At 72.5% G+C, this 25,606-nt stretch carries 21 protein-coding genes and 1 pseudogene; 7 read left to right on the top strand and 15 right to left on the bottom strand.

Translation table 11 applies throughout. The features are described 5' to 3' along the window. Positions 1-10 precede the first annotated feature (10 nt). The 4 genes from ACQP10_RS21965 to ACQP10_RS21950 are packed head-to-tail and all read right to left on the bottom strand — an operon-like array spanning position 11 to position 5,011. Positions 11-1,828, bottom strand: a complete 1,818-nt coding sequence (locus ACQP10_RS21965) for a glycoside hydrolase family 35 protein (protein ID WP_346022242.1) — start codon at positions 1,826-1,828, stop codon at positions 11-13. Continuing rightward, positions 1,825-2,700 (bottom strand): carbohydrate ABC transporter permease, encoded by an 876-nt coding sequence (locus ACQP10_RS21960; protein ID WP_346022241.1) that lies wholly within the window; start codon positions 2,698-2,700, stop codon positions 1,825-1,827. The genes ACQP10_RS21965 and ACQP10_RS21960 overlap by 4 nt, the downstream gene beginning before the upstream one ends. Further along, positions 2,697-3,653: a carbohydrate ABC transporter permease gene (locus ACQP10_RS21955; protein WP_346022240.1), complete on the bottom strand. Its 957-nt coding sequence runs from the start codon at positions 3,651-3,653 to the stop codon at positions 2,697-2,699. Before ACQP10_RS21955 ends, ACQP10_RS21960 begins: the two co-directional genes overlap by 4 nt. A 50-nt stretch (positions 3,654-3,703) precedes the next feature. After that, complete coding sequence (locus ACQP10_RS21950; RefSeq protein WP_346022239.1) at positions 3,704-5,011, bottom strand: ABC transporter substrate-binding protein; 1,308 nt, start codon at positions 5,009-5,011, stop codon at positions 3,704-3,706. Positions 5,012-5,250: 239 nt separating this feature from the next. On the opposite strand from ACQP10_RS21950, the gene ACQP10_RS21945 reads away from it, so the two are divergent. Both ACQP10_RS21945 and ACQP10_RS21940 read left to right on the top strand, forming a co-directional pair. Beyond that, positions 5,251-6,324: a LacI family DNA-binding transcriptional regulator gene (locus tag ACQP10_RS21945; protein WP_346022238.1), complete on the top strand. Its 1,074-nt coding sequence runs from the start codon at positions 5,251-5,253 to the stop codon at positions 6,322-6,324. A 413-nt stretch (positions 6,325-6,737) separates the two neighbouring features. Next, positions 6,738-8,954, top strand: coding sequence for an RICIN domain-containing protein (locus ACQP10_RS21940; RefSeq protein ID WP_346022237.1), 2,217 nt, complete (start codon positions 6,738-6,740; stop codon positions 8,952-8,954). Positions 8,955-9,079: 125 nt separating this feature from the next. Here ACQP10_RS21940 and ACQP10_RS21935 read toward each other — a convergent pair whose 3' ends face one another. After that, on the bottom strand, positions 9,080-10,567 hold the full coding sequence (locus ACQP10_RS21935) for an MFS transporter (protein ID WP_346022236.1): 1,488 nt from the start codon (positions 10,565-10,567) through the stop codon (positions 9,080-9,082). Beyond that, on the bottom strand, positions 10,564-11,115 hold the full coding sequence (locus ACQP10_RS21930) for a TetR/AcrR family transcriptional regulator (RefSeq protein ID WP_346022235.1): 552 nt from the start codon (positions 11,113-11,115) through the stop codon (positions 10,564-10,566). Before ACQP10_RS21930 ends, ACQP10_RS21935 begins: the two co-directional genes overlap by 4 nt. Before the next feature lie 446 nt (positions 11,116-11,561). On the opposite strand from ACQP10_RS21930, the pseudogene ACQP10_RS21925 reads away from it, so the two are divergent. Continuing rightward, a pseudogene (locus tag ACQP10_RS21925) lies at positions 11,562-13,075 on the top strand (MFS transporter); the annotation flags it as partial. A 180-nt stretch (positions 13,076-13,255) separates the two neighbouring features. Here the strand turns inward: ACQP10_RS21925 and ACQP10_RS21920 are convergent. Further along, on the bottom strand, positions 13,256-14,245 hold the full coding sequence (locus ACQP10_RS21920) for an ArsR/SmtB family transcription factor (RefSeq protein ID WP_346022233.1): 990 nt from the start codon (positions 14,243-14,245) through the stop codon (positions 13,256-13,258). Positions 14,246-14,308: 63 nt separating this feature from the next. Between ACQP10_RS21920 and ACQP10_RS21915 the strand changes: the two genes are divergently transcribed. Beyond that, on the top strand, positions 14,309-15,223 hold the full coding sequence (locus tag ACQP10_RS21915) for an aldo/keto reductase (protein ID WP_346022232.1): 915 nt from the start codon (positions 14,309-14,311) through the stop codon (positions 15,221-15,223). Between the two features lie 114 nt (positions 15,224-15,337). Here the strand turns inward: ACQP10_RS21915 and ACQP10_RS21910 are convergent, their stop codons facing one another. From ACQP10_RS21910 to ACQP10_RS21880, 7 genes are all read right to left on the bottom strand, one after another. Next, positions 15,338-15,613 carry a helix-turn-helix domain-containing protein gene (locus ACQP10_RS21910; protein ID WP_179828618.1) on the bottom strand — a complete coding sequence of 92 codons (276 nt, stop codon included), beginning with the start codon at positions 15,611-15,613 and terminating at the stop codon, positions 15,338-15,340. Between the two features lie 189 nt (positions 15,614-15,802). Continuing rightward, positions 15,803-16,474, bottom strand: a complete 672-nt coding sequence (locus ACQP10_RS21905; RefSeq protein WP_346022231.1) for a helix-turn-helix domain-containing protein — start codon at positions 16,472-16,474, stop codon at positions 15,803-15,805. 233 nt (positions 16,475-16,707) lie between these two features. Further along, complete coding sequence (locus tag ACQP10_RS21900) at positions 16,708-17,163, bottom strand: Hsp20/alpha crystallin family protein (RefSeq protein ID WP_389998734.1); 456 nt, start codon at positions 17,161-17,163, stop codon at positions 16,708-16,710. A 222-nt stretch (positions 17,164-17,385) separates the two neighbouring features. Continuing rightward, a complete protein-coding gene (locus ACQP10_RS21895) occupies positions 17,386-18,582 on the bottom strand; it encodes a site-specific integrase (RefSeq protein ID WP_433539615.1) in 1,197 nt (398 codons plus the stop codon). 273 nt (positions 18,583-18,855) lie between these two features. Next, positions 18,856-19,545 (bottom strand): potassium channel family protein, encoded by a 690-nt coding sequence (locus tag ACQP10_RS21890; RefSeq protein WP_179828626.1) that lies wholly within the window; start codon positions 19,543-19,545, stop codon positions 18,856-18,858. Next, entirely contained in the window at positions 19,511-20,869 is a 1,359-nt protein-coding gene (locus ACQP10_RS21885; protein WP_179828628.1) for a TrkH family potassium uptake protein, read from the bottom strand. The genes ACQP10_RS21890 and ACQP10_RS21885 overlap by 35 nt, the downstream gene beginning before the upstream one ends. Then, a complete protein-coding gene (locus ACQP10_RS21880) occupies positions 20,866-21,066 on the bottom strand; it encodes a hypothetical protein (protein ID WP_433539614.1) in 201 nt (66 codons plus the stop codon). Before ACQP10_RS21880 ends, ACQP10_RS21885 begins: the two co-directional genes overlap by 4 nt. 448 nt (positions 21,067-21,514) lie before the next feature. Here ACQP10_RS21880 and ACQP10_RS21875 point away from each other — a divergent pair, with 448 nt between their 5' ends. Continuing rightward, positions 21,515-22,342: a putative protein N(5)-glutamine methyltransferase gene (locus ACQP10_RS21875; protein ID WP_433539613.1), complete on the top strand. Its 828-nt coding sequence runs from the start codon at positions 21,515-21,517 to the stop codon at positions 22,340-22,342. A gap of 117 nt (positions 22,343-22,459) precedes the next feature. On the opposite strand, the gene ACQP10_RS21870 is transcribed toward ACQP10_RS21875, so the two are convergent. Continuing rightward, positions 22,460-23,680 (bottom strand): alpha/beta hydrolase family protein, encoded by a 1,221-nt coding sequence (locus tag ACQP10_RS21870; RefSeq protein WP_179828633.1) that lies wholly within the window; start codon positions 23,678-23,680, stop codon positions 22,460-22,462. 504 nt (positions 23,681-24,184) lie between these two features. Between ACQP10_RS21870 and ACQP10_RS21865 the strand changes: the two genes are divergently transcribed. Beyond that, entirely contained in the window at positions 24,185-25,381 is a 1,197-nt protein-coding gene (locus tag ACQP10_RS21865) for a cytochrome P450 (RefSeq protein WP_179828635.1), read from the top strand. Next, positions 25,378-25,593, top strand: coding sequence for a ferredoxin (locus ACQP10_RS21860; RefSeq protein ID WP_179828637.1), 216 nt, complete (start codon positions 25,378-25,380; stop codon positions 25,591-25,593). Before ACQP10_RS21865 ends, ACQP10_RS21860 begins: the two co-directional genes overlap by 4 nt. The last annotated feature ends 13 nt before the right edge of the window (positions 25,594-25,606 follow it).

The raw sequence follows: 25,606 nt of genomic DNA, 5'->3' as shown, positions 1-25,606 counted from the left end.
GTGCCGGTGCTCAGGACAGCGTTTCGACGTACTCCTCGGCCGGCCCGAGGTCGGGCTTGTCGCGAAGTTCGATCCGATTCCCCAGACGTTCGAGCTCCAGCACGGTGATGGTGTTCTCTCCCCGCACCAGGAAAGGGGCGGGCAGGTAGAGCGTCATCTGCGGGCCGACCTCCCAGTAGCGGCCGAGCAGAACGTCGTTGATCCAGACGAAGCCCTTGCCGAAGCCGGGGAAGGCGAGGAACGCGTCCCTCGGCTCGTCCGCGCACAGGCGTGCGGTCGCGAATCCGGCCGAGCCCCGGGGAGCCGCGGCGGAGGCCGCGCGGGCGAGGTCGTCACCGGTCCACTCGGCGAGCGGCAGGGGGTGCATCGTCCAGCCGTGCACCAGACGGCGTTCGATCCGGACGCCACCGAGGACGCCCTTGCCCTGGCCGAGCAGCGGTCCGTAGTTGATGCGTCCCTGGTTCTCGACCAGCAGTTCGAGCCGCGCCTCCTCGCCCGCGCCGTCGAGGGTGAGCGAGGCCGTGTCCCGGTCGAGCACACCGGCCGGTCGGCCGTCGATGAAGACCTGGGCGCGATCGTGCAGCCCGGAGACCGTCAGCCTGGTGGTTCCCCGGGGGAGGCGTGGGTGCGCGCGGTAGAGCACCAGGCCGGAGGACTGCCCCAGTTCCTCGAAGCTGAGCGGGTGCGGGGAGGCCACGGCCTCGGACACCGCGCCCAGGGCGCCGAGCAGGCCGGCGACGTGGGTGACCTGGAGTGTGCGGGGGGCGAGCAGCGGCGGATCGGCGGGCAGGGGGCGGTCCGGAGCGCCGGTCACGGCGCGCAGCCGGTCGCGGAGTGCGAAGAATTTCGGGGTGAGCGATCCGTGTTCGGCGATCGGAGCGTCGGAGTCGTAGCTGGTCACGGTCGGCTGGATGGTGTCGCCGTCGTGGTTGGCGCCGGCCCAGAGGCCGAAGTTGGTGCCGCCGTGGACCATGTAGATGCTGACCGAGCCGCCGGCCTCGAGGATGCCGGTGAGTGTCTCCGCCGCGCTCGCGACCGAGCGGATGTGGTGTTTCTCGCCCCAGTGGTCGAACCAGCCGTTCCAGTACTCCGCGCAGACGAACGGCTCTCCGGCGCGGCGTGAACGCAGCAGTTCGGCGGCCTGGGCCGCCCGGGAGCCGAACGTCACGGCCGCGAGCTCATCGGTCAGGGTTCCGCCGTCGAGCATCAGCTCGGTGGGGCCGTCAGCGGTGTACAGCAGCTCGGTGACGCCCCGTTCGACGAGCGCGTCACGGACCCACCGCATGTAGGCGTGGTCGTCTCCGTAGCTGCCGTACTCGTTCTCGACCTGCACCGCGACGACCGGCCCGCCACGGGACGCCTGGAGCGCGGCGATCCGCGGGACGAGTTCGTCGAACCAGCGTGCCACCTCGTCGAGGAAGGGGCGGTGGGAGGAGCGCAGCCGCATGCCCGGGGTGCCGGTCAGCCAGGCCGGCAGGCCGCCGTTGTCCCACTCCGCACAGATGTAGGGGCCGGGCCGGACGATCACGTCGAGGCCGGTGTCCTGGGCGAGCCCGACGAACCGCTCGACGTCGTGCCAGCCGTCGAAGCGGCGCCGCCCTCGTCTGCTTTCGTGGAAGTTCCAGGGGACGTAGGTGTCGATCGTGTTCAGCCCCATGGCCGCGACGCGCTCCAGCCGGTCCGCCCACTGGCCGGGATGGACCCGGAAATAGTGCAGTGATCCCGCGAGGATGCGGTGCGGGCGGCCGTCGCGCAGGAGTTCACCGTGGGGGTACGACAGGATCGCCGCGGCCCGGTTTCTGTGTTCCGCCGCTGTCGTGAGTGTCACTTGAAGGCTCCCGCCGTCATGCCGGCGCGCCAGAACCGCTGCAGCGCGAGGAAGGCTACCAGCAGCGGGACGATCGACACCAGCGATCCGATGATTACCAGCGGCGGCGGTACCGCCACATGGCTTGCGTTCCAGCCGACCAGCCCGACGGTGACCGGCTGCAGGTGGTCATCTCCGAGCACCATGGCAGGCAGGAGGTAGTTGTTCCAGATTTCGACGAACTGGAACAGGAAGATGGTCACCAGGGCGGGGAGCATCATCCGCACGGCGAGCGTGCGGAAGATCCGGAACTCGCCCGCCCCGTCGAGGCGGCCCGCCTCGATCACCTCGTCCGGTACGGACTGCGCGGCGAAGACGCGGGAGAGGTACACGCCGAACGGGCTGACGACACTGGGCAGCAGCACGGCGATCGGGGTGTTGATCAGATGGATGCCGGAGAACATCAGGTAGAGCGGCAGGGTGAACAGGATCTTCGGCACCAGCACGGCGGCGAGCACGCTCCCGAAGAGGACACCGCGGCCGCGGAACTCGTACTTGGCGATCGTGTACCCGGCCAGGGCGGACAGCACGGTGCCCACCATGGCGCCGACCCCGCAGTAGACGATGCTGTTGAGCATCCACCGCCAGAAGATGCCGTCGCCCTGCGCCGTGAGCCTGGCGAGGTTGTCGAACAGCCCGAAGCCGTCGAACCACAGGCCGTCGCCGCTGAACTGCTTTCCGAACGGTTTGGTGGCGGAGACCAGCAGCCACCACAGCGGGAAGAGGAAATAGAGGGTGGACAGTGTCAGGAGCAGCGTCACGACGGTGCGGCTCAGCGGGGTGGTCTCGCGGCGGGGCCGCAGCCGGCGCGGCTTGGCGATGACCGCGTTCATGCCTTCGCCCTCCGGCCGGTCAGCGTGAAGAACGCCAGCGACACGGCGCCGACGAGCACCGCCAGGATCACCGACTGGGCCGCCGCGTACGGGTAGTTCCCGGCGGCGACGGCCGCCTGGGCGGACATGATGGGGGTGAACGTCGAGGGGACCGCGCCGCCGGAGATGGGCTGCAGCACGGTCGGCTCGTTGAACAGCTGGGCCGATCCGATGATGGAGAAGACCGCGGTCAGGACGATGGCGCCGCGCACCGCCGGGATCTTGATGTTCCAGGCGATCCGGAGCGCCGAGGCGCCGTCCATCCTCGCGGCCTCCAGTACCTCGGCGGGGATCGACTGCAGCGCGGCGTAGATGATGAGCATGTTGTAGCCGGTCCAGCTCCAGGTGACGATGTTCGCCACCGACCACAGGACGGTGCCGTCGTCGAAGAACGGGATCCCGAGGCCGAGCGGCCGCAGGAGGTGGTTGACCGGGCTCGACTGCGGTGAGTACATGAACGACCAGACCAGCGCCGCGCTCACGCCCGGGACCGCGTACGGCAGGAAGCCGGCGAGCCGGAAGAGGCCCTTGCCCCGCGCGGACCTGGAGTCGATCAGCAGCGCCAGCCCGAGGGCCAGGGCGAGCATCACCGGCACCTGCACGACGCCGAAGAGCGCGACCCGGCCCAGGGAGGCGACGAAGGCGTTGTCGCCGAGGGCCTGGACGTAGTTGCCGAGCGGGTCGAACACCTTCACCGGCGGCGCCAGCCCGAGTCCCGACCGGCGGACGGCGAACAGGCTGCTGACGGCCGCGTAGACGATCGGTGCGACGTACATGGCCAGGAAGAGCACCGCGAACGGGCCGCAGAACAGCAGCGGTGTGCGCCACCTCGGCGGAGCGTCGCTCCCTTCGCCATGCCGCGGTACGGCGCGCGGTCCGGGTGCGGCGGCCGTCACCGTGGTGAGGCCGGTCACCGGCTCTCCTCCTCGTACGACCCGGTCGGGAGATCTTCCTGTCGCATGGGTCACTCGGAGACCTTCAGGCCCTGGCCGTTCAGCTCCGCCACCGTCTTCTCCTGCGCGGTCCGCAGCGCGTCGGTGATGGTGCCCTTGCCCGCCCACGCCCTGCCGAGCCCGTCGTTCAGGTCGGCGGTGGTCTTGGTCATGATCGGACCCCATGTCCAGCCGGTGTCGACCTTCGCGGACTCCTCGGCGAACACCTTGTAGATCTTCTGCCCGCCGAAGTAGGGGTCGTCGGCGGTGAGCTGCGGCAGATCGAGCAGCGCCTTCGCCGCCGGGTAGAGCGCGGCCTTGTCGACGAGGGTTCCGTAGGCATCACGGTCCGTGCTCATCCAGTGTGCGAATTTCCAGGCCGCCTCGGGTGTCTTGCAGCCCTTGAGGACGGCGGTGGACGATCCGCCCGCGTTGCCGGCCTTGGCCTCGCCGGCGCTCCACTGCGGCATCGGCGCAACGGCCCACTTGCCGGAGCCGTCCTTCGCGCCGCTCTTGATGACGCCGGCCTGCCAGACGGCGCCGACGACGGTGGCGATGCCGCCGTCGCCGAGCCCGCCGTACCAGGCCTGGTCGTACATCGGGGCGCCACTGATCAGGCCTTTGCCGATCAGGCCCTGCCAGTAGTCCGCGACCTTCTTGTTGGCCTCGGAGTTCAGGGTGACCTTCCAGGAGTCGCCGTCGACGCCGAACCAGCCGGCGCCGGCCTGCCAGGCCAGACCCGCGTAGTCGTAGTCCATGTACGGCGAGGAGATGTACCTGTCCGGGCCGGAGGCGTGGATCTTCTCGGCGGCGGTCCTGTACTCCTCCCAGGTGGCGGGAGGCTTGAGCCCGAGCGAGTCGAACAGCTCCTTGTTGTAGAACAGGGCCATGGGGCCGGTGTCGACGGGGGCGCCGTAGACGGCGTCGCCGAGCGAGACGGCCTTCCAGGCCGCCTGCTGGAACTCGTCCTCGGCGGCCGTCGCGTACCGGGCGACGTCCTGAAGGGCGCCCTGGGCGGCGAAGCTCGGCAGGGTCTCGTAGCCGAGCTGGGCCAGGCACGGTGCGTTGCCCGCCTGGACCGCGTTCAGCAGCTTCTGGTAGCCGCCCTTGGCGCCGGGCTGTACCTGCTGGTAGGTGACCTGAATGTCGGGGTGACCGTCGTTGAACGCCTTGACGGCGTCCTCGTACCCCGGCGCCCAGCCCCAGAACGTCACCGTGGCCTTGCCGCCCCCGCCGGTCGCCCCGGTGGCACCCGGCCCGGTGTCCGAGCAGCCCGCGAGGACGAGTCCGAGCGCGAGCGCCCCCGTCATCGTGACCGTGCGCGTCATCGGCTTCTTCATGGTCTTTCCTTTCACGAGCGGAGAGCGGGACCCTGCTCTCCCGCGGCCCGTCACGAGGCGCAGGCGACGTACCACCGCCCGGCCTCGGTGCGGCGCTCGCACTGATGTGCCGCGACTATGGCACAACATGTTATCGATGCCAATAGGCAATTCCCGGGGGACCGTCAACACGGTGGCAACTGCGGTGATGAGTGATAGCGCGGTATCATGGCTCGCGAAGAGGACGGCGAAAGGGACTCATGGAGATGCGAAGCGCGGGCGGCGACGCCGTGCGGCCGCCCGCGATGGCCGACGTCGCCCGGGTGGCGGGGGTCTCCCCCCAGACCGTGTCGAGGACCCTTTCCGGCCACCCCAGCGTGCAGGAGAGCACGCGGGCGAAGGTCCTCGCGGCCGTCGACCAGCTCGGATACCGCAAGAACAACGCCGCCCGGGTGCTGTCGTCCGGCCGTAGCCGCAGCATCGGCGTGGTGATGCTGCGGACCGTCTTCTACTCGCGCGTCACCCTCATGTACGGCATCGAGAGCGCCGCCCAGGAAGCCGGCTACTCGGTCTCGGCCGCCACCACGGACTGCCTCGACACCTCCGCCATCGAGGACGCCCTGTCGCGGCTGACCGACCAGGGCGTGGACGGGGTGATCCTCGCCGTCCCGCTCATGCACGTGAGCAGGCGGATCGAGCAGCTCACCCGGTCGGTGCCCACCGTCACGATCGACGGGTCGCGCACCCCGGCCACCGAGGTCGTGGCCGTCGACCAGTCGCTGGCCGCGCGGCTGGCGACCCGGCACCTCCTCGACCTGGGGCACGAGACCGTCTGGCACGTCGCCGGGCCGGGGGAGTGGCTTGAGGCGGCCAGCCGTACGCGGGGATGGCGCGACACCCTGGAGGCGGAGGGCAGGGTCGTCCCGCCCGAGCTGGAAGGGGACTGGTCGCCCGAGTCCGGGTACCGCAACGGCCTCATCCTGGGCAGGATCCCCGACGTCACCGCGGTCTTCGTGGCCAGCGACGAGATGGCGTTCGGCGTCGTCCGCGCGCTGCACGAACTCGGCAGGCGCGTGCCCGACGACATCTCCGTGGTCGGCGTCGACGACATCGCGCTGGCCTCGTACTGTTCGCCCCCGCTGACGACCGTGGCCCAGCCGTTCGCCGACATGGGCGCCCTCGCCGTCCACCATCTGGTGCGCCACCTCAACGATCCGGACGCCGCGCCCGAGCCCGCCGCCGTCGAACCGGCCCTGGTCGTGCGCGCCAGCACCGCCCCGCCGGGCGGATCCCGTGATGAGAAGCCTCCGAGGGGCTCGTCAAGCGGCGTGTGACGCCCTCGCCGTCGGGCCGCTCCCGTCGGGCATGGAACGCACGTCGACGAGCGGTCGGCACGTGGGTGCCGCGGCTTCGCGCCGCGGCATCCGCGTCCGGGGCCGGAAGTGTCTTGGCATCGATAACATTCTCTGCCATAGTCGAGCCATCCCGCAGAGCTCGAACGGGTACCGACCACATTTCGCGCGGCACCGGTGCCGCCGATGAACGGTCATGTCATGCACCGAACAGAGACCCACGCCGCCCGCCTCTCGCGCGAAGGCGAGCCCGGCACCCGTCCGCGTCGGCCGCGCGGTCGCCTCCTGCCTGGTCGTGCGGCGTGCCCACAGGCCCCGAACCACCTCCCCCACGTCATCGGCACGGTGCCCGGCTCAGCCGCGCCGGACACCGTCCTGAAACTAAGGAACACGGCATGCGTACCCCCCACGCGGCGCTCGCCTGCGCCCTGACCACCGCGGCCCTGGTCGCGGCCGGAGGCACGGTGGCGACACCGGCCTCCGCGGAGGTGCCCGGCGCCTCCTACACGGTCACCGTGACCTCGAAGGGCCCCTGGACCCATCCGGACGACACCCCGGCCGCCGGCTACATCGACAAGGACGGCGCCTACTACTACCAGCAGGCCCATGCCCTCTACGGAGCCACCCAGGGCCGGGCGTGGACCTTCTACACCGGCGCCGACTTCGACTCCGCCACCCGCTCCGGCGCGATCAGCGACGCGGTGAACCCGGGCAACCCCAACGACAGGAACAACGACACCACCTGGCGCTGCAACAACAGCCCCACCGGCCTGGAGTCCACCGACCCGCCCAGCGGCTCGGGCTACTCCCAGCGCAACTTCTGCGACCTCGCCGGCGTGTGGGTCGATCCGGACACCGGTGACTGGTACGGGCTGGTGCACAACGAGTTCACCCCGCAGCCCTTCGGCGACGGCCTCCACTACGACTCGATCGACTACGCCGTGTCGAAGGACCGGGGCAGGACGTGGACCATCAAGGGCCACGCCATCACCTCGCCGTACAGCACGAAGCGGGGGGACGCCGCGGCTTTCCCCAACCAGACGTACCACTACGGTGACGGCGACCCGCGACTGTTCGTCGACGCCGCCTCGGGCTACTTCTACGTCTACTACGGCTCCCGCATCGTGGACAAGAACGGCGGCTGGAAGGCGTTCCACAGCCACGTGGCCCGCGCCCCCATCTCGGGGAAGATGGCGACCGGCTCGTGGCAGAAGTGGTACGGCGGCGCGTGGTCACAGCCCGGCGTGCAGGGCAGGGAAAGCAACATGGTGCCGGTGACCTCGGCGAACCCCACCGGCTACACGCCCACGGCGAAGGAGTACGACCCGGCGAACACCGGCACCACCGACCAGCAGGTCGCGGCCGGCAAGACGCCGCCGACCTCGCCCCTGTTCGTCATGGACGTCACCTACAACGCCTATCTGGGGCTGTACATCGGTGAGCCGCAGGCGGTCGACCAGTCCGGGAACGCGCCGCAGCAGTTCTACGCCACCGACAACCTCGCCACGCAGAAATGGACGCTGATCGGCGACACCGGCGGCCACCACAACGCCTCCTGGTATCGCTGGTTCCTCGACGGCGTCAACAGGACCGGATCCACCATCGTCGGCAAGAACTTCCGCTCCTACTGCTCCTTCGGCTGCTCCGGCGGCTCCTCGGCGGAGTACGTCAACGTCTCCATCGGTTCGTCCGCGCCGGCGCCGGCGCCGTTCGACCCCGCCAGGACGTACCGCATCGCCGCCGGGAACGGCCGCGTCCTGGCCCAGGTCTCCGGCGGCTCCGCCACCACCTCCCTCGCCGCCGCGACGGGCTCGGCCCTGGAGGCGTGGTCCTTCACCGGCAACGGTGACGGCTCCTACCGCATCACCAACGCCGCCACCGGCCGGCTCCTGGGCGTCACCTCCGCCTCGGCCTCGGGCCGCGCCTGGGGCACCGCGCCCACCGTCACCGCGGCCGGCGGCGGTGGGCCCACCGTCGGCCAGCAGTGGTTCGTCATCGCCGGCACCTCCGCCTCCAACGGCGCCCCCACGGGCACCTACCGGCTGGTCAACCGCTACAGCGGTCTGGTGATCGGCCTGTCGGCCGCCTCGGGACGGCCGGCCGAGACCACCCCGGTCCGCGCCTGGACCGACGTCAGCGGCAGCGGCGTCGGCGGATCCCGTACGGCCGCCGAACAGACCCTGACCATCACCCCGGCCGGGACGGCGCCCGCCGACCTCAACGGCGTTCACACCCTGGTCACCGGCGGCGAGGCACTCGATGTGCCCGACCACAGCACGACCCCCGGCACCCGGCTCACCACCTGGAGCCCCACCGGTGGCCCCAACCAGAACTGGAACTTCACGAAGCAGGCCGACGGCTCCTACACCCTCACCGGTGTCGAGTCGGGGCTGTGCGCCGACGTCGAGGCGGGCTCCACCGCCGCGGGCGCCAAAGTGATCCTGTGGACCTGCACGGGAGGCGTCAACCAGCACTGGGTGGTCACCCGCCAGGCCGACGGCACCCACACCCTCGCATCCGCCAAGAGCGGATTGCTGCTCACCACGGACGGCTCGCTGGTCACCCAGCAGGCGAACTCCGGATCCGCCCTCCAGCGATGGACGATCAACTGACGGCCCCATGACGACGGCACGGGCCGCCGGGCACCCGCCCGGCGGCCCGTACCGGCGCCCACCGCGCGGCGGGGCGCGGCCCCCGGTGGCGCGCTCACCGGGGGCCCGCGACCTGAGCGCCCGGCTCAGTGATGCGCCGAGGCCAGGTCCAGCCGGGCGGGGGTCAGCCGCCAGACGGCCGCCGCCGCCACCAGCATGAGGACTCCGCCGTACAGGCTGGTGATCTCCAGCGATTCGGTGAAGGCGCGCGTGGCCTGGACCGCCAGGTCGGAGGAGCCGAGCTCGCGGGCCACCGCCAGCGCGCCGCCGAGAGACTCCCGGACCGCGGGGGTGGCGCTCTCGGGCAGCCCGGCCCGGTAGAGGACGGCGGCCAGGCTGCCCAGGACCGCGACGCCGAGGGTGCCGCCGACCTCGTAGGAGGTCTCCTCGATGGCGGCCGCGCTGCCCGCCTTCTCCTCCGGGGCGCCCGACATGATCACCGCCGAGGCGATGGCGAGCGAGCCCATCCCCGCGCCGATCAGCAGCACGGAGACGGCCACCCACGGGTAGGTCGTCGGGGCGATCCAGAGCACCAGGAAGCCGAGCGCGGCGATCGCCAGTCCGCCGGCCAGCACCGTGCGCGCGCCGATCCGCGCGGCCATGGCCGGGGCCAGCGGCGAGAGCACCGCGGAGCCGGCGGCCATGGGGAGCATGGCCAGACCCGTCTGCAGCGGGGAGTAGCCCTGGACCAGCTGCATCCACTGGACCATGAGCAGCATCATGCCCGCCATGGCGATCGAGGTGGTGAGGGCGGCCAGGGTGCCGGAGGTGAAGGCGCCGCTGCGGAAGAGCCTGACCTCCAGCAGGGGGTCCTGGCGACGCAGGCATCGCCGTACGAACCAGACCAAAGTGATCGCGGCGAGGGCCGCGGCGCCGATGGTCGCGGCGACAGGCCCCTCGGTGGCCAGATGCTTGATGGCGTAGACGAAGGCGACCATGCCGACCACCGACAGCACCGTCCCCAACGCGTCCCAGCGGCCTGGCGCGGGGTTGCGCGACTCGGGCAGCAGGAACAGCCCGGCGACGATGGCGACGGCCATCACCGGCACGTTCACCAGGAAGGCGGCGTGCCAGCTGAAGGCCTCCAGCAGCAGCCCGCCCGTGATCGGGCCGAGCGCGCCGCCCACGGCCGCCATCGCCGCCCAGATCCCCAGCGCGGTGGCCCGCTCGCGGCCGTCGGTGAACAGGCTGCGGATCATCGACAGGGTGGACGGCATGATCATCGCACCGCCGATGCCGAGCAGCGCCCGCACCGCGATCACCTCGGCCGGGCGGTCGGCCCACAACACGGCGACGGAGGCCAGGCCGAACACGGCGAAGCCGGAGACGAGCATGCGTTTGCGTCCCCAGCGGTCGCCCAGCGCGCTGACGGTCACCAGCAGGCCCGCCACGACCAGGGAGTAGATGTCGACCATCCACAGCAGCTCCACCGCGCCCGGCTTCAGCTCGGCCGACATCTCCGGCAGTGCCACGTTGAGGATGGTCATGTCCATCACGACCAGCAGCAGGCTGGCCGACAGGACGGCCAGCGCCGCCCAGCGTCTGGTGTACGGCTTGGCCGCGGTGTGTGTCATGACGTTCCCCGGAGAAAGGTTTCGAGAAGCAGGCGGGACGTGTCGCGCCGGGCGACGTCGCCGCGCCGCAGGCTTTCGCGGACGGCCACGAGCAGGCCGTACACGGTGTTGCTCACCCATCTGGGCGGAAGATCGGCCCGCAGGACGCCGGCACGCTGGCAGGCCTCGATCAACTCGATCTCACGCGCCTCCAGTTCCTCGGCCCGCCGCACCAGCTCGGGGTTGATCCCGACGAGATGCTCGGTGAGCGCGAAGCCGTGCTCCTCGGCCACCTCGATATGGGCGGCGAGCAGCGCGTGGAGGGCCTCCTCCACGCGCTCGCCGGTCCTGAGCGCCGCGTCGAGGCCGATCTCGTCGTGAACCCGTTGCCAGGCCTCGTGCGCTCGCCAGCCCAGCGCGACGATCAGCTCTTCGCGGGTGGCGAAGTGCCGGTGCAGGGTCGCGCGATGAACCCCCGCGGCCTGGGCGATCTCGGCCATCGAGGCGGCCGGCGCCTGGTTCAGATGCTCGATCGCCCTGGTGACGATCTGTTCGCGGGTTACCGCCATTTACAACACTTCCGTCGAAGTTGCGACATTCATGTCGCATTCTATAGGCCGGACGCACCGCGGTTCACCCCGAGGCCCCGCCGGAGGCGTCCGCTCGCGGGATGGACCGCCCTGCTTTCGTGGAGGCCCCGAAGCCGGCGTCGTCCACCGGCGGAAAGTTCGTGGCGGCCTGGAAGCCGACGTCATCCGCCGGTGGAAGGGGGGAGTGCGCGCCGCGGGTGAAAGCCGGTGGCCGGGCCGATCGCCTCGAAGCCGCCTCCGGCGAGTACCGACAACTATGACGGTCTTGACAAAAAAAGTTTTCGGTAAGAGGGTGAAGGTACCCCGGAAGGACGGGGCGGCCGGACGGCCGCCGTACGGACCCGCCGGGGTGGCCGCGGGGCACGCCCCCGCCGGCCGGCACGGATTTTCTCCCGACGACACGGACTCCCCCCAAGGATGAGGCGATGACCACCACCTTCCGCCCCACTCCCGGCGCCCGCGCCACGCGCCGGGAGTGGACCGCGCTGGCCGTACTGGCCCTGCCCACGCTGCTGCTGTCGCTGGACGTCAGCATCCTGTACCTGGCGCTGCCGCACCTGAGCGCCGAGCTGGGGGCCGACGCCACCCAGCAGCTGTGGATCCTGGACATCTACTCGTTCATGCTCGCCGGGTTCCTGGTCACGATGGGCACGCTCGGCGACCGGATCGGCCGCCGCAGGCTGCTGCTGATCGGCGCGGCCGTCTTCGCCGCCGCCGCGTTGCTGGCCGCCTTCTCCACCACCCCGGCCATGCTGATCGCCGCCCGCGCGCTGCTGGGCGTCTCCGGCGCGACGATGATGCCCTCCACCATGGCGCTGATCAGGAACATGTTCACCGATCCGCGCCAGATGCAGCTGGCGGTCAGCGTGTGGTTCAGCTGCTTCATGGGCGGCATGGCCCTGGGCCCGCTGGCCGGCGGGCTGATGCTGCAGCACTTCTGGTGGGGCTCGGTGTTCCTGCCCGCCGTCCCGGTGATGGCGCTGCTGCTGGCCGCGGGTCCCCGCCTGCTGCCCGAGTACCGCGTCCCCGGCGCCGGCCGGGTGGACCTGGTCAGCGTCGTGCTGTCGCTGGCGGCGATCCTGCCGGTCATCTACGGCCTCAAGGAGGTGGCCCGCGGCGGCTGGCAGCCGCTGCCCGCCGCGGCCGTCGCCACCGGGGCGGTCTTCACCGTGCTGTTCGTCCGCCGCCAGCGCCGCCTGACCGACCCGCTGCTGGACCTGCGGCTGCTGTCCAGCCGCTCCTTCAGCACGGCGCTGGGCGTCATGCTGCTGGCCGGGATCGTCATGGCCGGGGTGACGCTGATGTCGACCACCTACCTGCAGGCCGTCGAGGGGCTGTCGCCGTTCGCGGCGGGGTTGTGGCTGGTGCCGCAGAACATCGCGATGATCGCCGGTTCCCTGCTGGCGCCGGTGCTGGCCCGCCGGATCCGCCCGGCGTACGTGATGGCGGCCGGGCTGGCCGTGGCGGCGTGCGGGCTGGCGCTGCACACCCAGATCTCCGGCACGGGCGGGCTGACGCTGCTGGTGGCGGGCCTCATCCTGGCCTCCGGCGGCGTGGCGCTGCCCATGCCGATGACGATGAACCTGATGCTGGGCGCCGCGCCGCCCCAGAAGGCCGGCGCGGCGGCCGCGCTCTCGGAGGCCAGCGGCGAGTTCGGCGTGGCCCTGGGGGTGGCCACCCTGGGCAGCCTGGCGGCGTTCGTCTACCGCGACCGGCTGGCCGAGGCCCTACCGGGCGGAATCCCCGCCGGCGCCGCGGACGCCGCGGGGAGAGCGTCGCCGGCGCGGTGGCCGCGGCCGGCCGGCTGCCCGCCGCGGCGGGCGCCGAGCTGCTGGAGGGCGCCCGCACCGCCTTCACCGGCGGGCTGACCACCGTCGCCTGGCTCGGGGCGGCCGTCTTCACCGTCCTGGCGGTCGTCTCGGCACTCGCCTTCCGCCGCGGCGGCGCCCGGACGCGGCCCCCGCCTCGGCCGGAACCGAGACGGCGGCCGAGGACGCGGCCGTGCCCCAGCCCGTGGCCGGGTGAGGGCGGCGAGGGAAGGACCGCCGGAGCCCCGGGGTCATCGGTGAGCACCGATGACCCCGGGGCTCCGGCGTTCTCCGGGCGGCCCCGCGGCGGGTCAGGGACCGTCACCGAGGAGGGACTCGGCGACGGCGGTGCGGGCGTAGAGCACCGAGCGACCGGCCCGGTGCGCGCTGACCAGGCCCGCGTCGCGCAACGCGGTCAGGTACTGCGACACCCCCGAGGGCGACAGCCCGGTACGGCGGGCCAGCTCGGTGGTGGAGGCCGGCGCCTCCAGCTCGGTCAGCAACAGGGTCCGTGAGCGGCCGAGCACGGCGGCGACGGCGCCGGACCTGGCGGCGGGGCGGGGCCGCCACAGCGTTCCGACGCCTCGCGCCGGATAGGCCAGCTGTGGCGGCTCCGGCGGCGTCACCCGGGTGAGCGGGCCCGGCCCGGTGAACGCCGAGGGGACCAGCAGCAGCCCGGCTCCGGCCGCCTCGCGGGGCAGGGCCCGCCTGCGCGTCAGCCGCAGCGTGCTGTCGTCCCAGCTCATCGAGAGGTGCAGCTCGTTGAGGAGGCGGCCCGCGCCGTGCTCGGCGAACTGCCGGGCCCGATGGAAGACATCGGCGTCGAGCACCGCTCGGATCCGCGCCCAGTAGGGGGCCAGCGCCACCTCCCAGTAGGTCTCGACCTCCTCGGCGAGCGCGGGCAGGTGGGCTCGCGGGTCGGCGTACAGGGCCCGCAGCCGGGGGCCCAGGGCCCCCCGGCGGTGCGCGAGGCGATCGAGGTCGTGGCGCACCCGCCCTGTGGGGGTGGCCAGGATCGCGGCCAGCTCCCCGGCCAGGTCGGGGGCCGGTCCGGTCGGCGCCGGGTTGAGGAAGTCGGGGACGTAACCGCCGGGCCCGATCAGTTCGGCGAGCCAGCCCCGCTCCAGCCTGGCCGCCGTGACGCGCGGCCTCACCTGGCGCAGCCAGCGGCGGTGCACCGGGTGATCCAGGTGTGAGCCCAGCAGTTTGAAGCTGGTCCCCACCTCCCACATCGGCGAGACGGCGAAGCGCATCTGCGCCAGATCATCGGCCGAGAACGCCAGCTCAGCCAGGGTGGTCACCCCCAGGATTCCAGCATGTGTGAATCGATCGCGGCCAGCCTACCGATCGCGGAACATCCGGGTATGACTTCGACCTCACAGACGATCACCGCCGCGGTGTCGGGCACCTGGACGCTCGGCGACCTGACGGTCAACCGAATCGGGTTCGGTGCGATGCGCCTGCCCCAGCGCGGCGCGGCGTTCGCCCCCGGCTCCCCGCCGCGCGACCACGGGGAGGCGATCGCGGTGCTGCGCCGGGCGGTCGAGCTGGGCGTGAACCACATCGACACCGCCGCGTTCTACTTCTCCTCGCTGCGCTCGGCCAACGAGCTGATCAACCGGGCGCTGGCCCCGTACCCGGACGACCTGGTCATCGCCACCAAGGTCGGGCCGGGCCGCGACCCGTCGGGGGAGTGGCTGCCGCACGCCGGGCCCGGGCTGCTGCGCGGCCAGGTGGAGGAGAACCTGCGCCAGCTGGGCCGTGACCACCTGGACGTGGTGAACCTGCGCATCGTGGGAACCGACTCGATCGCCGAGCGGTTCGGCGCGCTGGCCGAGCTGCGCGACGCCGGGCTCATCCGCCATCTGGGCCTGTCCAACGTCCGGCCCGAGCACCTGGCCGAGGCCCAGGCCATCGCGCCGGTGGTGTGCGTGCAGAACCTGTACGGCATCGGCGCCGCGTCCTGGCAGGACGAGTTCCTGCGCCTCTGCGGCGAGCAGAAGGTGGCGTTCGTGCCGTTCTACTCGATCGCCGGCACCGGCCGCGAAGCGGGTGCGCGCGGCGGCGACGACGCCGAGCTGCTGGCCGTGGCGCGGGCGCGGGGGGTGAGCCCGGCGCAGGTCCGGCTGGCCTGGACGCTGCACCGCGGGCCACATGTGCTGGCCATTCCCGGCACCGGTGATCCCGGTCATCTCGCCGAGAACGTGGCCGCCGGCGCGCTGCGCCTGTCGCAGGAGGAGCTGGCCGTACTGGACCGCCTCCACCGGCGCGGAGCCTGATCCCGATTCCGGCAGCCGGTCCTGTCGATTCCGGCGCGGCCGGTTCGTGTAGAGGATGAGGGGGGCCGGCCCCTTCGGAACCGCCGCGTCCCGGAACCACGAGGGCGTGGCGGGTCAGGCCGACAGGGCCCGCCCCTCGTCGTCGGCGCCGGAGGCGCAGGCGGCGGCCAGCTCGTCCAGGGACATCCCCAGGGCCGCGGCCAGCGCCGCGACGGTGAAGAAGGCGGGGGTCGGCGCCCGGCCGGTCTCGATCTTGCGCAGGGTCTCCGCCGACACCCCGGCGGCCGCGGCGACCTCCACCATGCTACGGTCACCGCGGGCGCGGCGCAGTATCGCGCCGAACCGCTCCCCGCGCTGCCGCTCCCACGGGGTCAATGGGGTTCTCACCATGCCTGCGATACTAATCCCAGCCGTATCGTTATACTAATACCGGTATAAGAATTTGGTGATCCCTGGCGGGCGCGTGAGGAAGACGCGGGGGAGAAGGGGGAGAAGGAGGAGAGCTCCGCGAAGGGGAGAAGACGGCGGGCCGCGCCCCGGCATCCCCGGAACACGGCCCGCCCGCGCGCGGCGCGGCTGTCAGGAGGCGTGCCGGATGCGCCGCCCGCTGATCTCGGTGGGGGCGATCCTGATGAACAGCTCGCGCTCGCCACCCGCCCACGGCCGGACGTCCACCTCGGCGACCGCGGCCCGCTCCTCGTCGGAGACGTGGTGGGCGCCGCCGCGCACCAGCACGCTCCAGCCCTCCCGGCCGGCCTCGTCGAGCCGATCGATCTCGAAGGCCACCTTGAACTCCATGCCCCGCACGCCGGTGCGCAGGGTGTCGTCCAGCGGGCCGCCGGAGGCGGTCCGGAAGATCACCGCGCCGTCGTGGAGCACGTAGTTCACCGGCAGGATCGTCGGGCCCTCGGGCCCGCTGAAGGCCACCCGCCCCACACCGCCCGGCGCGATCAGCCGCAGGCACTCGGCCGGCTCCAGCTTCTCCAGCACCGGATGGGGGCCGGGACGGCCGCGGCCGGGCGGCAGGTCCATCGTCCCGCCGAGCAGTTCCTCGCTGCTGGTCTCCAGCGCCGCGGCCAGCTTGTGAACCGTCTCGGTGGACGCCGACGCCGCGCTCGCCTCCAGGTAGTCGAGGTATCCCGGGTCGATCCCCGCACGGTCGGCCAGCTGCCGACGGTCCAGGCCGAGCTCCCCGCGGCGCTGCGCCACCCGTCGGCCCAGGTCACCGGGGGCGGCTGGGCGTTCACTCATCTACGTCCTCCCAACTGGGGTCCTTTTACGGCCGGCAGCGGACGGCACCGGCCGGCCGGGCGCCCGTCACCGGCGCCCGGCCGGCCCTGCTCTCGCCGTTCTCCCTGCCGCAGGCGGCATACCCCACCAGAGACGGATATCTCATCCCGAAGCGGCCACTCGCGCCGGACGCGCCCGCGGGGCGGGTGGCCGCGCGGGAGGTCCCGGCCCCGGACGGCCGCCTTTTCCGGCCGTTACCGCTTGCCGGTCTGCTTGCCGGTCTGGGCCTTGGCCTGGACCGCCTTCTTGGCGTGGACCGGGATGCGCCTGCTCTTCTCCTCCGGCGCGGCGAGCTTCAGGCTGATCTCAAGGACGCCCTTGTCGTAGACCGCCTCGACGTCCTTCTCGTCAGCCGTGGGCGGCAGGACGATGGACCGGGTGAAGGAGCCGTAGCGGAACTCCGTCCGATGCCGTTCCTTCTCCTCGATCCGGCGCTCGGCGTGGACCGTCAGCACCCCGTTGTTCACGTCTATCTCGATGTCCTCCGGCTCGATGCCCGGGAGCTCGGCCCGCAGCACGTAACGGTCGCCGTGCATGTAGTCCTCGAAACGTATGCCCTGGCCCTGGGTGCGCGTGGCGGCGAGCGGGGCGTCCAGCAAATCGAGCAGCTCGGGGAAAAGACCCCGCTCCTGGCGCATCAGCATGCTCATCTGGCCCTCCCTGGCTGATCGGGATTCCTCTCATCCCAATTGCACGCCGCCCCGCCTGACCCGCACAAAGGCCGGAGGTCCCTAAAGGACGGGTCCTTCGTCCGGCCCGCGACCACCGCCCTTCCCGTTCCCGGGCGGCTCCGGAAAGCGGGAAGGGCCGTGAAGGGCAGGGCCGTGACAGAGCCGCCCGCCGCGCCGGCCGAGGCCCGCGCCGGCCGCGCGTCACAATCCGGCGCGGCCCATCGGGTTGTCCCGCCAGCGGTCGACGGCGCGGATGTAGCCGTGCACGGTCGGCGAGGTCGGCCGCCAGCGGCCCTGCAGAGCGATGCGCGCGGCCGGCACGCCCGCCTCGGCCAGCGTGGTCGCCCCACCGGCGCGCAGGCTGTGGGCGCTGTAGCGTTCGGCGTCGGCCAGGCCGGCGCGGCGGGCGGCGTCCTTGACGATCTGGTTGAGCGTGGTGCCCGACAGCCGCGGCCCGCCTCGCCCGGCCCAGCCCGGGGTGCCGGCGATCCGGCCGAACCGGTCGACGGGCCGCAGCAGCGGCCCGCCGGTGAGGCCACGCGCGTGCAGCTCGCCCAGCCAGGCCTGGACGGCGCGCACCGGGCAGGTCTGCGGGTGTGAGCCGTAGGGGACCGAGACGGTCGCGCCGGCGGCGTCCTGGTCGGTCTTGGACATGGGGATGAACACCTCCACGCCGCGTGGGCCGAACGTCAGGTGCTCCTGGTCCAGCGCCGACAGCTCCGAGCGGCGGCCCATCAGCGCGAAGCCCAGCACCAGCGCCGCCCGGTCCCGCAGCCCCACCGCCGTGTCGGCGGGCGTGTGATGGACGAGGTCGCGCAGGATCTCCACGGTGATCGGCGGGGCCTGGCGGACCGTGTTGCCCGCCCCCGCCCAGGCGCGGCGGTGGGCGCGCAGCACGTCGCGGGCGGCGGTGGTGTGCGGCCTGGCCAGGCCGGCCCGGCCGTGCGCCGACAGCACGCACGCCAGCGCCTGCTCCACGCTGGCCGGGGCCAGGCCGCGCCCGGCCAGGTGCGCCACGAAGCTGGCCAGGGTGGCGGCGCTGGCCGGCAGTGGGGTACGGCCACTGCCGGCGCACCAGGTGAGGTAGGTCTTCCAGGCACGGTCGTAGGCGCGTCTGGTGTTGGCCGCCGGGGCGGCCGCGACGAGCCGCGCCGCCTCCTCGGTCAGCACGTCGTCGGCGGGGTTCCGGAAGCCCGCCGGTGCGAACGATGCGAACGGCGCGGACTCTGCGGACCCCGCGGGGGTGAGCCCCTGCGGAGGATGCCCCCGCGGGGCGAGCCCGCCCGGTGCGGGGATCGCCGGCAGGGCGACACCGTCCAGGACCGGCCCGCCCGCTCCGCCGGCCGGGTCACCGCCGGTCGCGTCCGCGCCGTCGTCGTCTCGATGCTCCCGAGCCATGCAGCCGTCCCGCCTCGCGAATCCATCCGAAACCCAATGAAATCCCACGGCCCGCCCACCCCGGCGGGCGAGCCGGACGCGGCCACGGCGGATGCTACCGCGCCCCGGCCCGCACCGGCGGACACCGTACGGCCCGCCGGCCGGGAACGGCTCCCGGGGCTCCGGAGGGAACGGCTCCCGAGACTCCCGGGGCTCCCCCGGCGACGGCTCCGGGCGAGGACGAGCAGGGGTAGGTCGGGTCAGGGCAGGCCAGGCCAGGGCGGGTCGGGCGGGTCAGGGCAGGTCGGCGAACCGCTCCACCTGACCGGTCCGGCCCGCGATGACGATGACGTCACCGTAGGTCAGCACCGTGTCGGCGCCGGCGTAGGTGAACTCCTCACCCGGGCTCTTGACGCACACCACCGTCACCCCGTGCTTGCGGCGCAGGTTGGTCTGCCCCAGCGGGACGCCGACGTACTGGCGCGGCGGGCGGGTCTTGGCCAGCGCGAAGTCGTCGTCCACCTGCATGAAGTCGAGCATCCGCCCGTTGAGCAGGTGGGCCACCCGCTCACCCATGTCGTGCTCGGGCAGGATCACGTGGTGGGCGCCGACGCGCTGCAGGATGCGCCCGTGCTCGCGGCTGATGGCCTTGGCCCAGATGTCGTCGACCTCCAGCTCGGCCAGCAGGGAGGTGGTCAGGATGCTGGACTCCAGGTGGGTGCCGATGGCCACCACCGCCCGGTGGAAGTCGGCGACGCCGAGCTGGCGCAGCGCCTCCAGATCGGTGGAGTCGGCCGCCACCACGTGGGTGAGGCGGCCGGCCATGGACTGCACGATCTTGGCGCGGCTGTCGATGGCCAGCACCTCGGTGCCCCTCCTGGCCAGTTCCAGGGCCAGCGAGCCGCCGAAGCGGCCCAGGCCGATCACCACCACGGCGTCGTTCCTGCTGTCAGCCAACGATGGTCCTCTCCTCGGGCAGCTCATAGTGGCGGGTGCGCTCGCGCAACGCGAGCGCGGAGAACAGCGTCAGCGGCCCCACCCTGCCGATGAACATCAGCAGCGCGATCAGCACCTGGCCGTGCGGGGCCAGCTCGGCGGTGACGCCGGCCGACAGGCCGGCCGTGGCGAACGCCGAGATCGCCTCGAACAGCACGAGCTCCAGGCGGTGGGGGGTGAACAGCATCAGGAGGTACGTCGCCGCCGCCACCAGCGTCAGCCCCAGCAGCGCCACCGCCAGAGCCTGGCGCTGCACGCCCTCGCCCAGCCGGCGGCGGCCGACGTTGACCCGGCTCTCGCCGCGCAGCTCGGTCCACACGACGAAGGCCAGCACCCCGAGGGTGGTCACCTTGATGCCGCCGGCGGTGCCGGCGCTGCCGCCGCCGATGAACATCAGCGCGTCGGTGATCAGCAGGCTGGAGGGGTGCAGCTGGGCGATGTCGAGGCTGTTGAAACCGGCGCTGCGCGGCATCGCCCCGGTGAAGAAGCCGGCCAGCAGGCGGTCGTCGCGGTCCAGGGCGCCGAGGGTGGCGGGGTTGGACCACTCGGCGGCGGTGATCGTCAGTGTGCCGCAGACCAGCAGCAGCACGGTGATCGTCACGGTCAGGCGGGTCAGCACCGACCAGGTCCGCGGCCGCCGCCAGGAACGCACCAGCTCGAACACCACCGGGAAGCCCAGGCCGCCGACGATGACGGCCGTCGCGATCGGCAGGCAGATCCACGGGTCCGCGGCGAAGCGGACGAGGCTGTCAGGCCACAGGGCGAACCCGGCGTTGTTGAAAGCCGACACCGCGTGGAAGACGCCCAGGTACGCCGCGCGGCCGTACGGCTCGCCGTAGCCGGCGGAGAAGCGCGCCGCCAGCACCGCCGCGGTGATCACCTCGGCCGTCAGGCTGAACGCCGCCACCTGGCCGATCAGCCGGCGCAGCCCGGTCAGCTGCATGGTCTTGGTCTCGGCCTGGGCCAGCATCCGGGCGCGCAGGCCCAGCCGCCCGGTGATCAGTACGGCCAGCAGGGTGGCCAGGGTCATGATGCCCAGCCCGCCGGCCTGGACGAGCGCCAGGATGACGACCTGCCCCATGGGCGACCAGTGGTCGGCGGTGTCGACGGTGGCCAGGCCGGTGACGCAGACGGCGGAGGTCGCGGTGAAGAACGCGTCCAGGAGGTCGGCTGGCCGGCCGTCGGCGGTGGCGAACGGCGCCGACAGCAGGGCGGTGCCGGCCGCGATGGCGAAGGCGAAGGCCGCGGCGACGACCTGCGCCGGGTGCCGGAAGCCGGCCAGGACGGCCCGGGCGAGACCGGAGCGCGTCATGGGCTCTTCGTCCCGGAGAACCGGGCGCGGACCCGGCGGGCCGTGCCGTACCGGGTGGGCGCGTCGGGCTCGTCGCCGAACCGGCGGGCCGCGACGGCGGCGGCGGCGGGGGAGAGCGGCAGGACCACCCGCCCGGCCGGGCCGCAGACCAGGGCCGCGAGCAGCGCAAAGGCGGCGAACGCCGGCAGCAACACCATGGGTGGCCTTCCAGGGGGAGGACAGAGTGGGGGCACGCCGGCCGGACTTCCCGGCACTCCGCCGCACACACTAACAACTCCGCCGCCATGGACGTGACGCCACCCCGCCCGGCCGGTTCCGCCCGCATGGACTTCGCCCGCCTCCGGCGTTCCTCGCCGGACCACGCCGCGCGCGACTCCGTCGCCGACCTGGGTCGGGGCGGCCCGCGACACCGCGACTCCGCCATGGCGGCCCCGGCGCGCGCCGGGGGACCATGCGGTCCCTGCCGAGGGAGCCTCCGGTCCGCCGGGCGGCGTCTGGTACGGTGGCCCTCCCCGGCGGTGATCGACTGAAGGAGGTGAGACCCATTCCGCTGTTGCAGGCTGGGTGCTCCCCTCGCACGCCGTACGGTTCCTCCGAACCGAGGTGACCGCGGGAGCGCCCATTGGCGTCCCGAAAGGCCGTACCGTGTCGGTTCCCTCTCCCTCTTCTTCTGCTGCTTCGCTGTCCCATTCCGCCGTCGTCGGCAGGCTCCGCTCGGCCGGCTGCGTCTTCGCCGAGGACGAGGCGGACCTGCTCATCTCCACCGCCCGCACCCCGGGCGACCTGGCCGCCATGGTGGAGCGGCGTGTCGCCGGGCTGCCGCTGGAACACGTCCTGGGCTGGGCGGAGTTCTGCGGCCTGCGCCTCGCCGTGGAGCCGGGGGTCTTCGTGCCGCGCCCCCGCTCGGAGTTCCTCATCCGCCAGGCCGCCGCCCTGGCCCGGCCCGGGGCGGTGGTGGTGGACCTGTGCTGCGGCTCCGGCGCGCTGGGGGCCGCGCTGGCCGCGGCGCTGGGCCGGGCCGAGCTGCACGCCGTCGACGTCGAGCCCGCCGCGGTGCGCTGCGCCCGCCGCAACCTCGCCTCCCTCGGCGGGCGGGTCCACCAGGGCGACCTATACGAGCCGCTGCCGGAGGTGCTGCGCGGCCGCGTCGACGTCGTGATCGCCAGCCCGCCGTACGTGCCCACCGCGTCGATCGGGTTGCTGCCGCCGGAGGCCCGGCTGCACGAGCCGGCGGTGGCGCTGGACGGCGGCGCCGACGGGCTCGGCGTCGCGCGGCGGGTCGCCGCCGGGGCGCCGCGGTGGCTGGTCCCGGGCGGACGCCTGCTCATCGAGACCGGTGAGCGGCAGGCCGCGCTCGCCGCCGAGGCCGTCGCCGCCGCCGGGCTGGACGCCCGGGTGGCCTACTGCGAGGACTTCGACGCCACCGCCGTCATCGGCACCGTCCCGGCGGCGGGGCGGAACGTGGCGCGGTAGACGCCGGGCGGGACCCGGCGGACGCGGAACGCCCCCGCCGCCGGGGATGTCGGGATGCCCGGCCGCGCAGCCGGCCGGACGCATCGCCGGACCCGCTGAACGAGGCGGGGGATGACGCTATGAGCAGGTCTTCGTCTCCGGGGCGCAGAACTTGACCTCCGGGTGGCTCGCCGACGGCTTGTCCAGCAAGGGCTGTGGCTTCTTGCGCAGGTGCTGGTCGAAGAAGGCCGTGATGTACCTGCGGGTGATGGCCATGGCACGGGCACCGGAGATGGTGGCGCCGTCCTCGATGCCGAGCTGGTCCATCAGCACACCGAGGTCGGTGAAGGACGTGTGCGCGGCCCCGGTCACGAGCAGCCAGCGCTTCCAGCCGTGCAGCCCCGCCCAGACACCCTCCCAGTTGACGCCGCCGAGCCGGCCCGGCGTGTACGTGGCGGGTTTGCCCAGCAGGAGGAACGGCCGGGACAACCCGGCCTCGGGAAGCGCGGCCTCCACGATGCCGTCCACGTCGATGCCGGCACGCAACCGGGAGTCGGCGGCCATGGCCGCGAGCGTGCTCGCGCCGCCGACGGACTGACCGGACATGGCGATCCTGGAGGTGTCGATCAGCCGCGCGTTCTTCCACTTCGGGTGCGCGCCGGTCAGCTCGTCGAGCACGAAGGAGACGTCGGCGGCCCGGCCCTTCTCCAGCTTCTCCCAGACGGTCGGGTCTTTCTTCATCTCGCACGTGACGCAGGTCGTGACCCTCCCGTCGGGAAAGGTCTGGGCGACGTTCTCGTAGGTGTGGTCGATGGCGGCCACCACGTATCCCCGGCTCGCCAGCTCCTCGCCCAGGGCCGTGAGCTCGGCCCTGGGCTTGCTGTGCCCGGGGGAGAGCACGATGAGGGGCAGGCTGTGCGCGCCTCCTGCGGGGCGGGCATCGGTGAAGGCGTTGGTACGCACCTTGCTCAGCGTGTCGGCCGGGATGTTGGTGATGCCCCCGTCCTTGATCAGCAGTTCGGACTCCTTGGGCGTCATGTACCGCGCCCGATGGCGGCCCGGCGCCTTGGCCGGATACCACAGCGAGACCATGAGCTCGCGGGCCTTGACGCTGGGAACCCAGGGGTCCGGGCGCGAGGTGTCCTTGAGGTACAGGGACGTGGTGCCGACCGGTCGCGAGCCGGTGGGCGCGGGCAGGTATGGATCGGCGGCGCCGGCGGAGGCGGGCCCGGCCTGGCCGAGGCCGGTGGCGGCCATGACGGCGACGAGCCCGGCGGCGGCGGCCAGCCGTCCTCGTCGCCGAGGCTTGCGCGGTTCACGGGGCTTGGCCTGGGGCTGATGGTCGTTCAGCTGACTCATGCCGAGTGACTATACGCCAAGTATATACACTTGGCGTATAAGCGGTCGGGATCTCGTCGGCGATCGTGTCCGGACGGGCGGAGAGGTCGTCGGCGAGTCGACCGATGAGGCGGACGAGGCCGGGCGGCTCGTCTTCGGGTCATCCGGCCGGCGCTCGGCCGAGCCGGCCGGTGAAAGCCGAAGGCCCATGGGTTCGTCCTGGAGATCCTTCGGTTCGCCTGAACTCAGAGATTTCTCGAGGTCCCGGTGATAACGGCGCGGGAAACAACGGATATGCGGGTCAGGGCTTCCGTGAGGGCCTTCGAGCACGGTTCGGGGGCGGCCCGCCCGCGGGCGGCGGCCCCGGCGTACGGATTCTTAAATGTTGCGTACAGCTATTTCGCAGCCGATCACGCGAACCCGGGTGAAGGGCCGGTTTCGCGCGTACTCTGGAGGGATAAACGATAGGTTGCTATCGTTTTTTCGGCGGATGATCACTCGCGACGAGTCCCGGGGAGATGGCACATGAGCGAGTCCATGACGTTGCCGTTGCACATGCGGCGGGCGGAGTTCGACCCCGCCGCCGAGCTGGCGGCGGTCCGCGACGAGGAGGGCGTGCGGAAGGTCAGGACGGTCTTCGGCGTCGACGGCTGGCTCATCACCCGCTTCGCCGACGTGCGCGCGGTGCTGGGCGACGCCGAACGGTTCAGCAACGCCCATCAGATGGTCTTCCGCATACCCGGCATGCCGCAGCGCACCGACGAGGAGATCGCCGAGCTGCGGGCGGGCAACCTGCTGGCCTTCGACCCGCCCGAGCACACCCGGCTGCGGCGCATGCTGACGCCGGAGTTCACCGTCCGCCGGATGCGCAGGCTGGAGCCGCGCATCCACGACATCGTCACCGAGCACCTGGACGCCATGGAGCGCACCGGCCCGCCGGCGGACCTGGTCACCGACTTCGCGCTGCCGATCCCGTCACTGGTCATCTGCGAGCTGCTGGGCGTGCCGTACGACGACCGGGCCGACTTCCAGCGGCGCAGCGGCCGGATGCTGGACCTGTCGCTGCCCCCGCAGGAGCGGGCGGCGGCGTCGCTGGAGTCGCGGGTCTACATGGGCGAGCTCGTCGCCCGGGCCAAGGCCGACCCCGGTGACGACCTGCTCGGCATGCTGGTGCGCGAGCACGGCGAGGACCTGACGCCCGCCGAGCTCGCCGGCATCGGCAGCCTGCTGCTGCTCGCCGGCCACGAGACCACCTCCAACATGCTCTCCCTCGGCACGCTGGCCCTGCTGCGCAACCCCGAGCAGCTGGAGCTGCTGCGCAAGGAGCCCGAGCGGATCGACGCCGCGGTGGAGGAGCTGCTGCGCTGGCTCAGCATCGTGCACTCCGGCATGACCAAGGTGACCACCACCGACGTCGAGGTGGCCGGGCAGCGCATCCCCGCGGGCGAGATAGTGATCTGCGCCCTGCCCGCGGCCAACCGCGACCCCGCCCTGGCCGCCGACCCCGACCGGCTCGACATCGGCCGCGACAGCCTGGGGCACGTCGCCTTCGGCCACGGCGTGCACCACTGCCTGGGGGCGCCGCTGGCGCGCATGGAGATGCGCGTCGCCTTCCCCGCCCTGCTGCAGCGCTTCCCCGGCCTGCGGGAGGCCGGCCCCGAGCCCGCCTTCCGGTCCTTCAACGTCGTCTACGGCCTCAGCTCTTTTAAGGTGGCCTGGTGAGCGAAGAACAGAAGCCCGTCCGCATCCGGGCCGACCGCGACGTGTGCATCGGGGCCGGCATGTGCGTCATGACCGCCGATCAGATCTTCGACCAGGACGACGACGGTGTGGTGGTGCTGCTGGAGCCGGAGCCCCCGGCGCAGTACGCCGACCTCGTCCGCCGGGCGGTGCGTGCCTGCCCCTCCGGCGCGCTGTCCCTGGTGGAGGACTGATCCGCTTTTTCCG

This window comes from Streptosporangium sandarakinum, from assembly GCF_050942225.1.
Lineage (GTDB): Bacteria > Actinomycetota > Actinomycetes > Streptosporangiales > Streptosporangiaceae > Streptosporangium > Streptosporangium nondiastaticum.
Note: the sequence above shows the minus strand (reverse complement) of the source record. Positions and strands in the feature narration are given on the sequence as shown.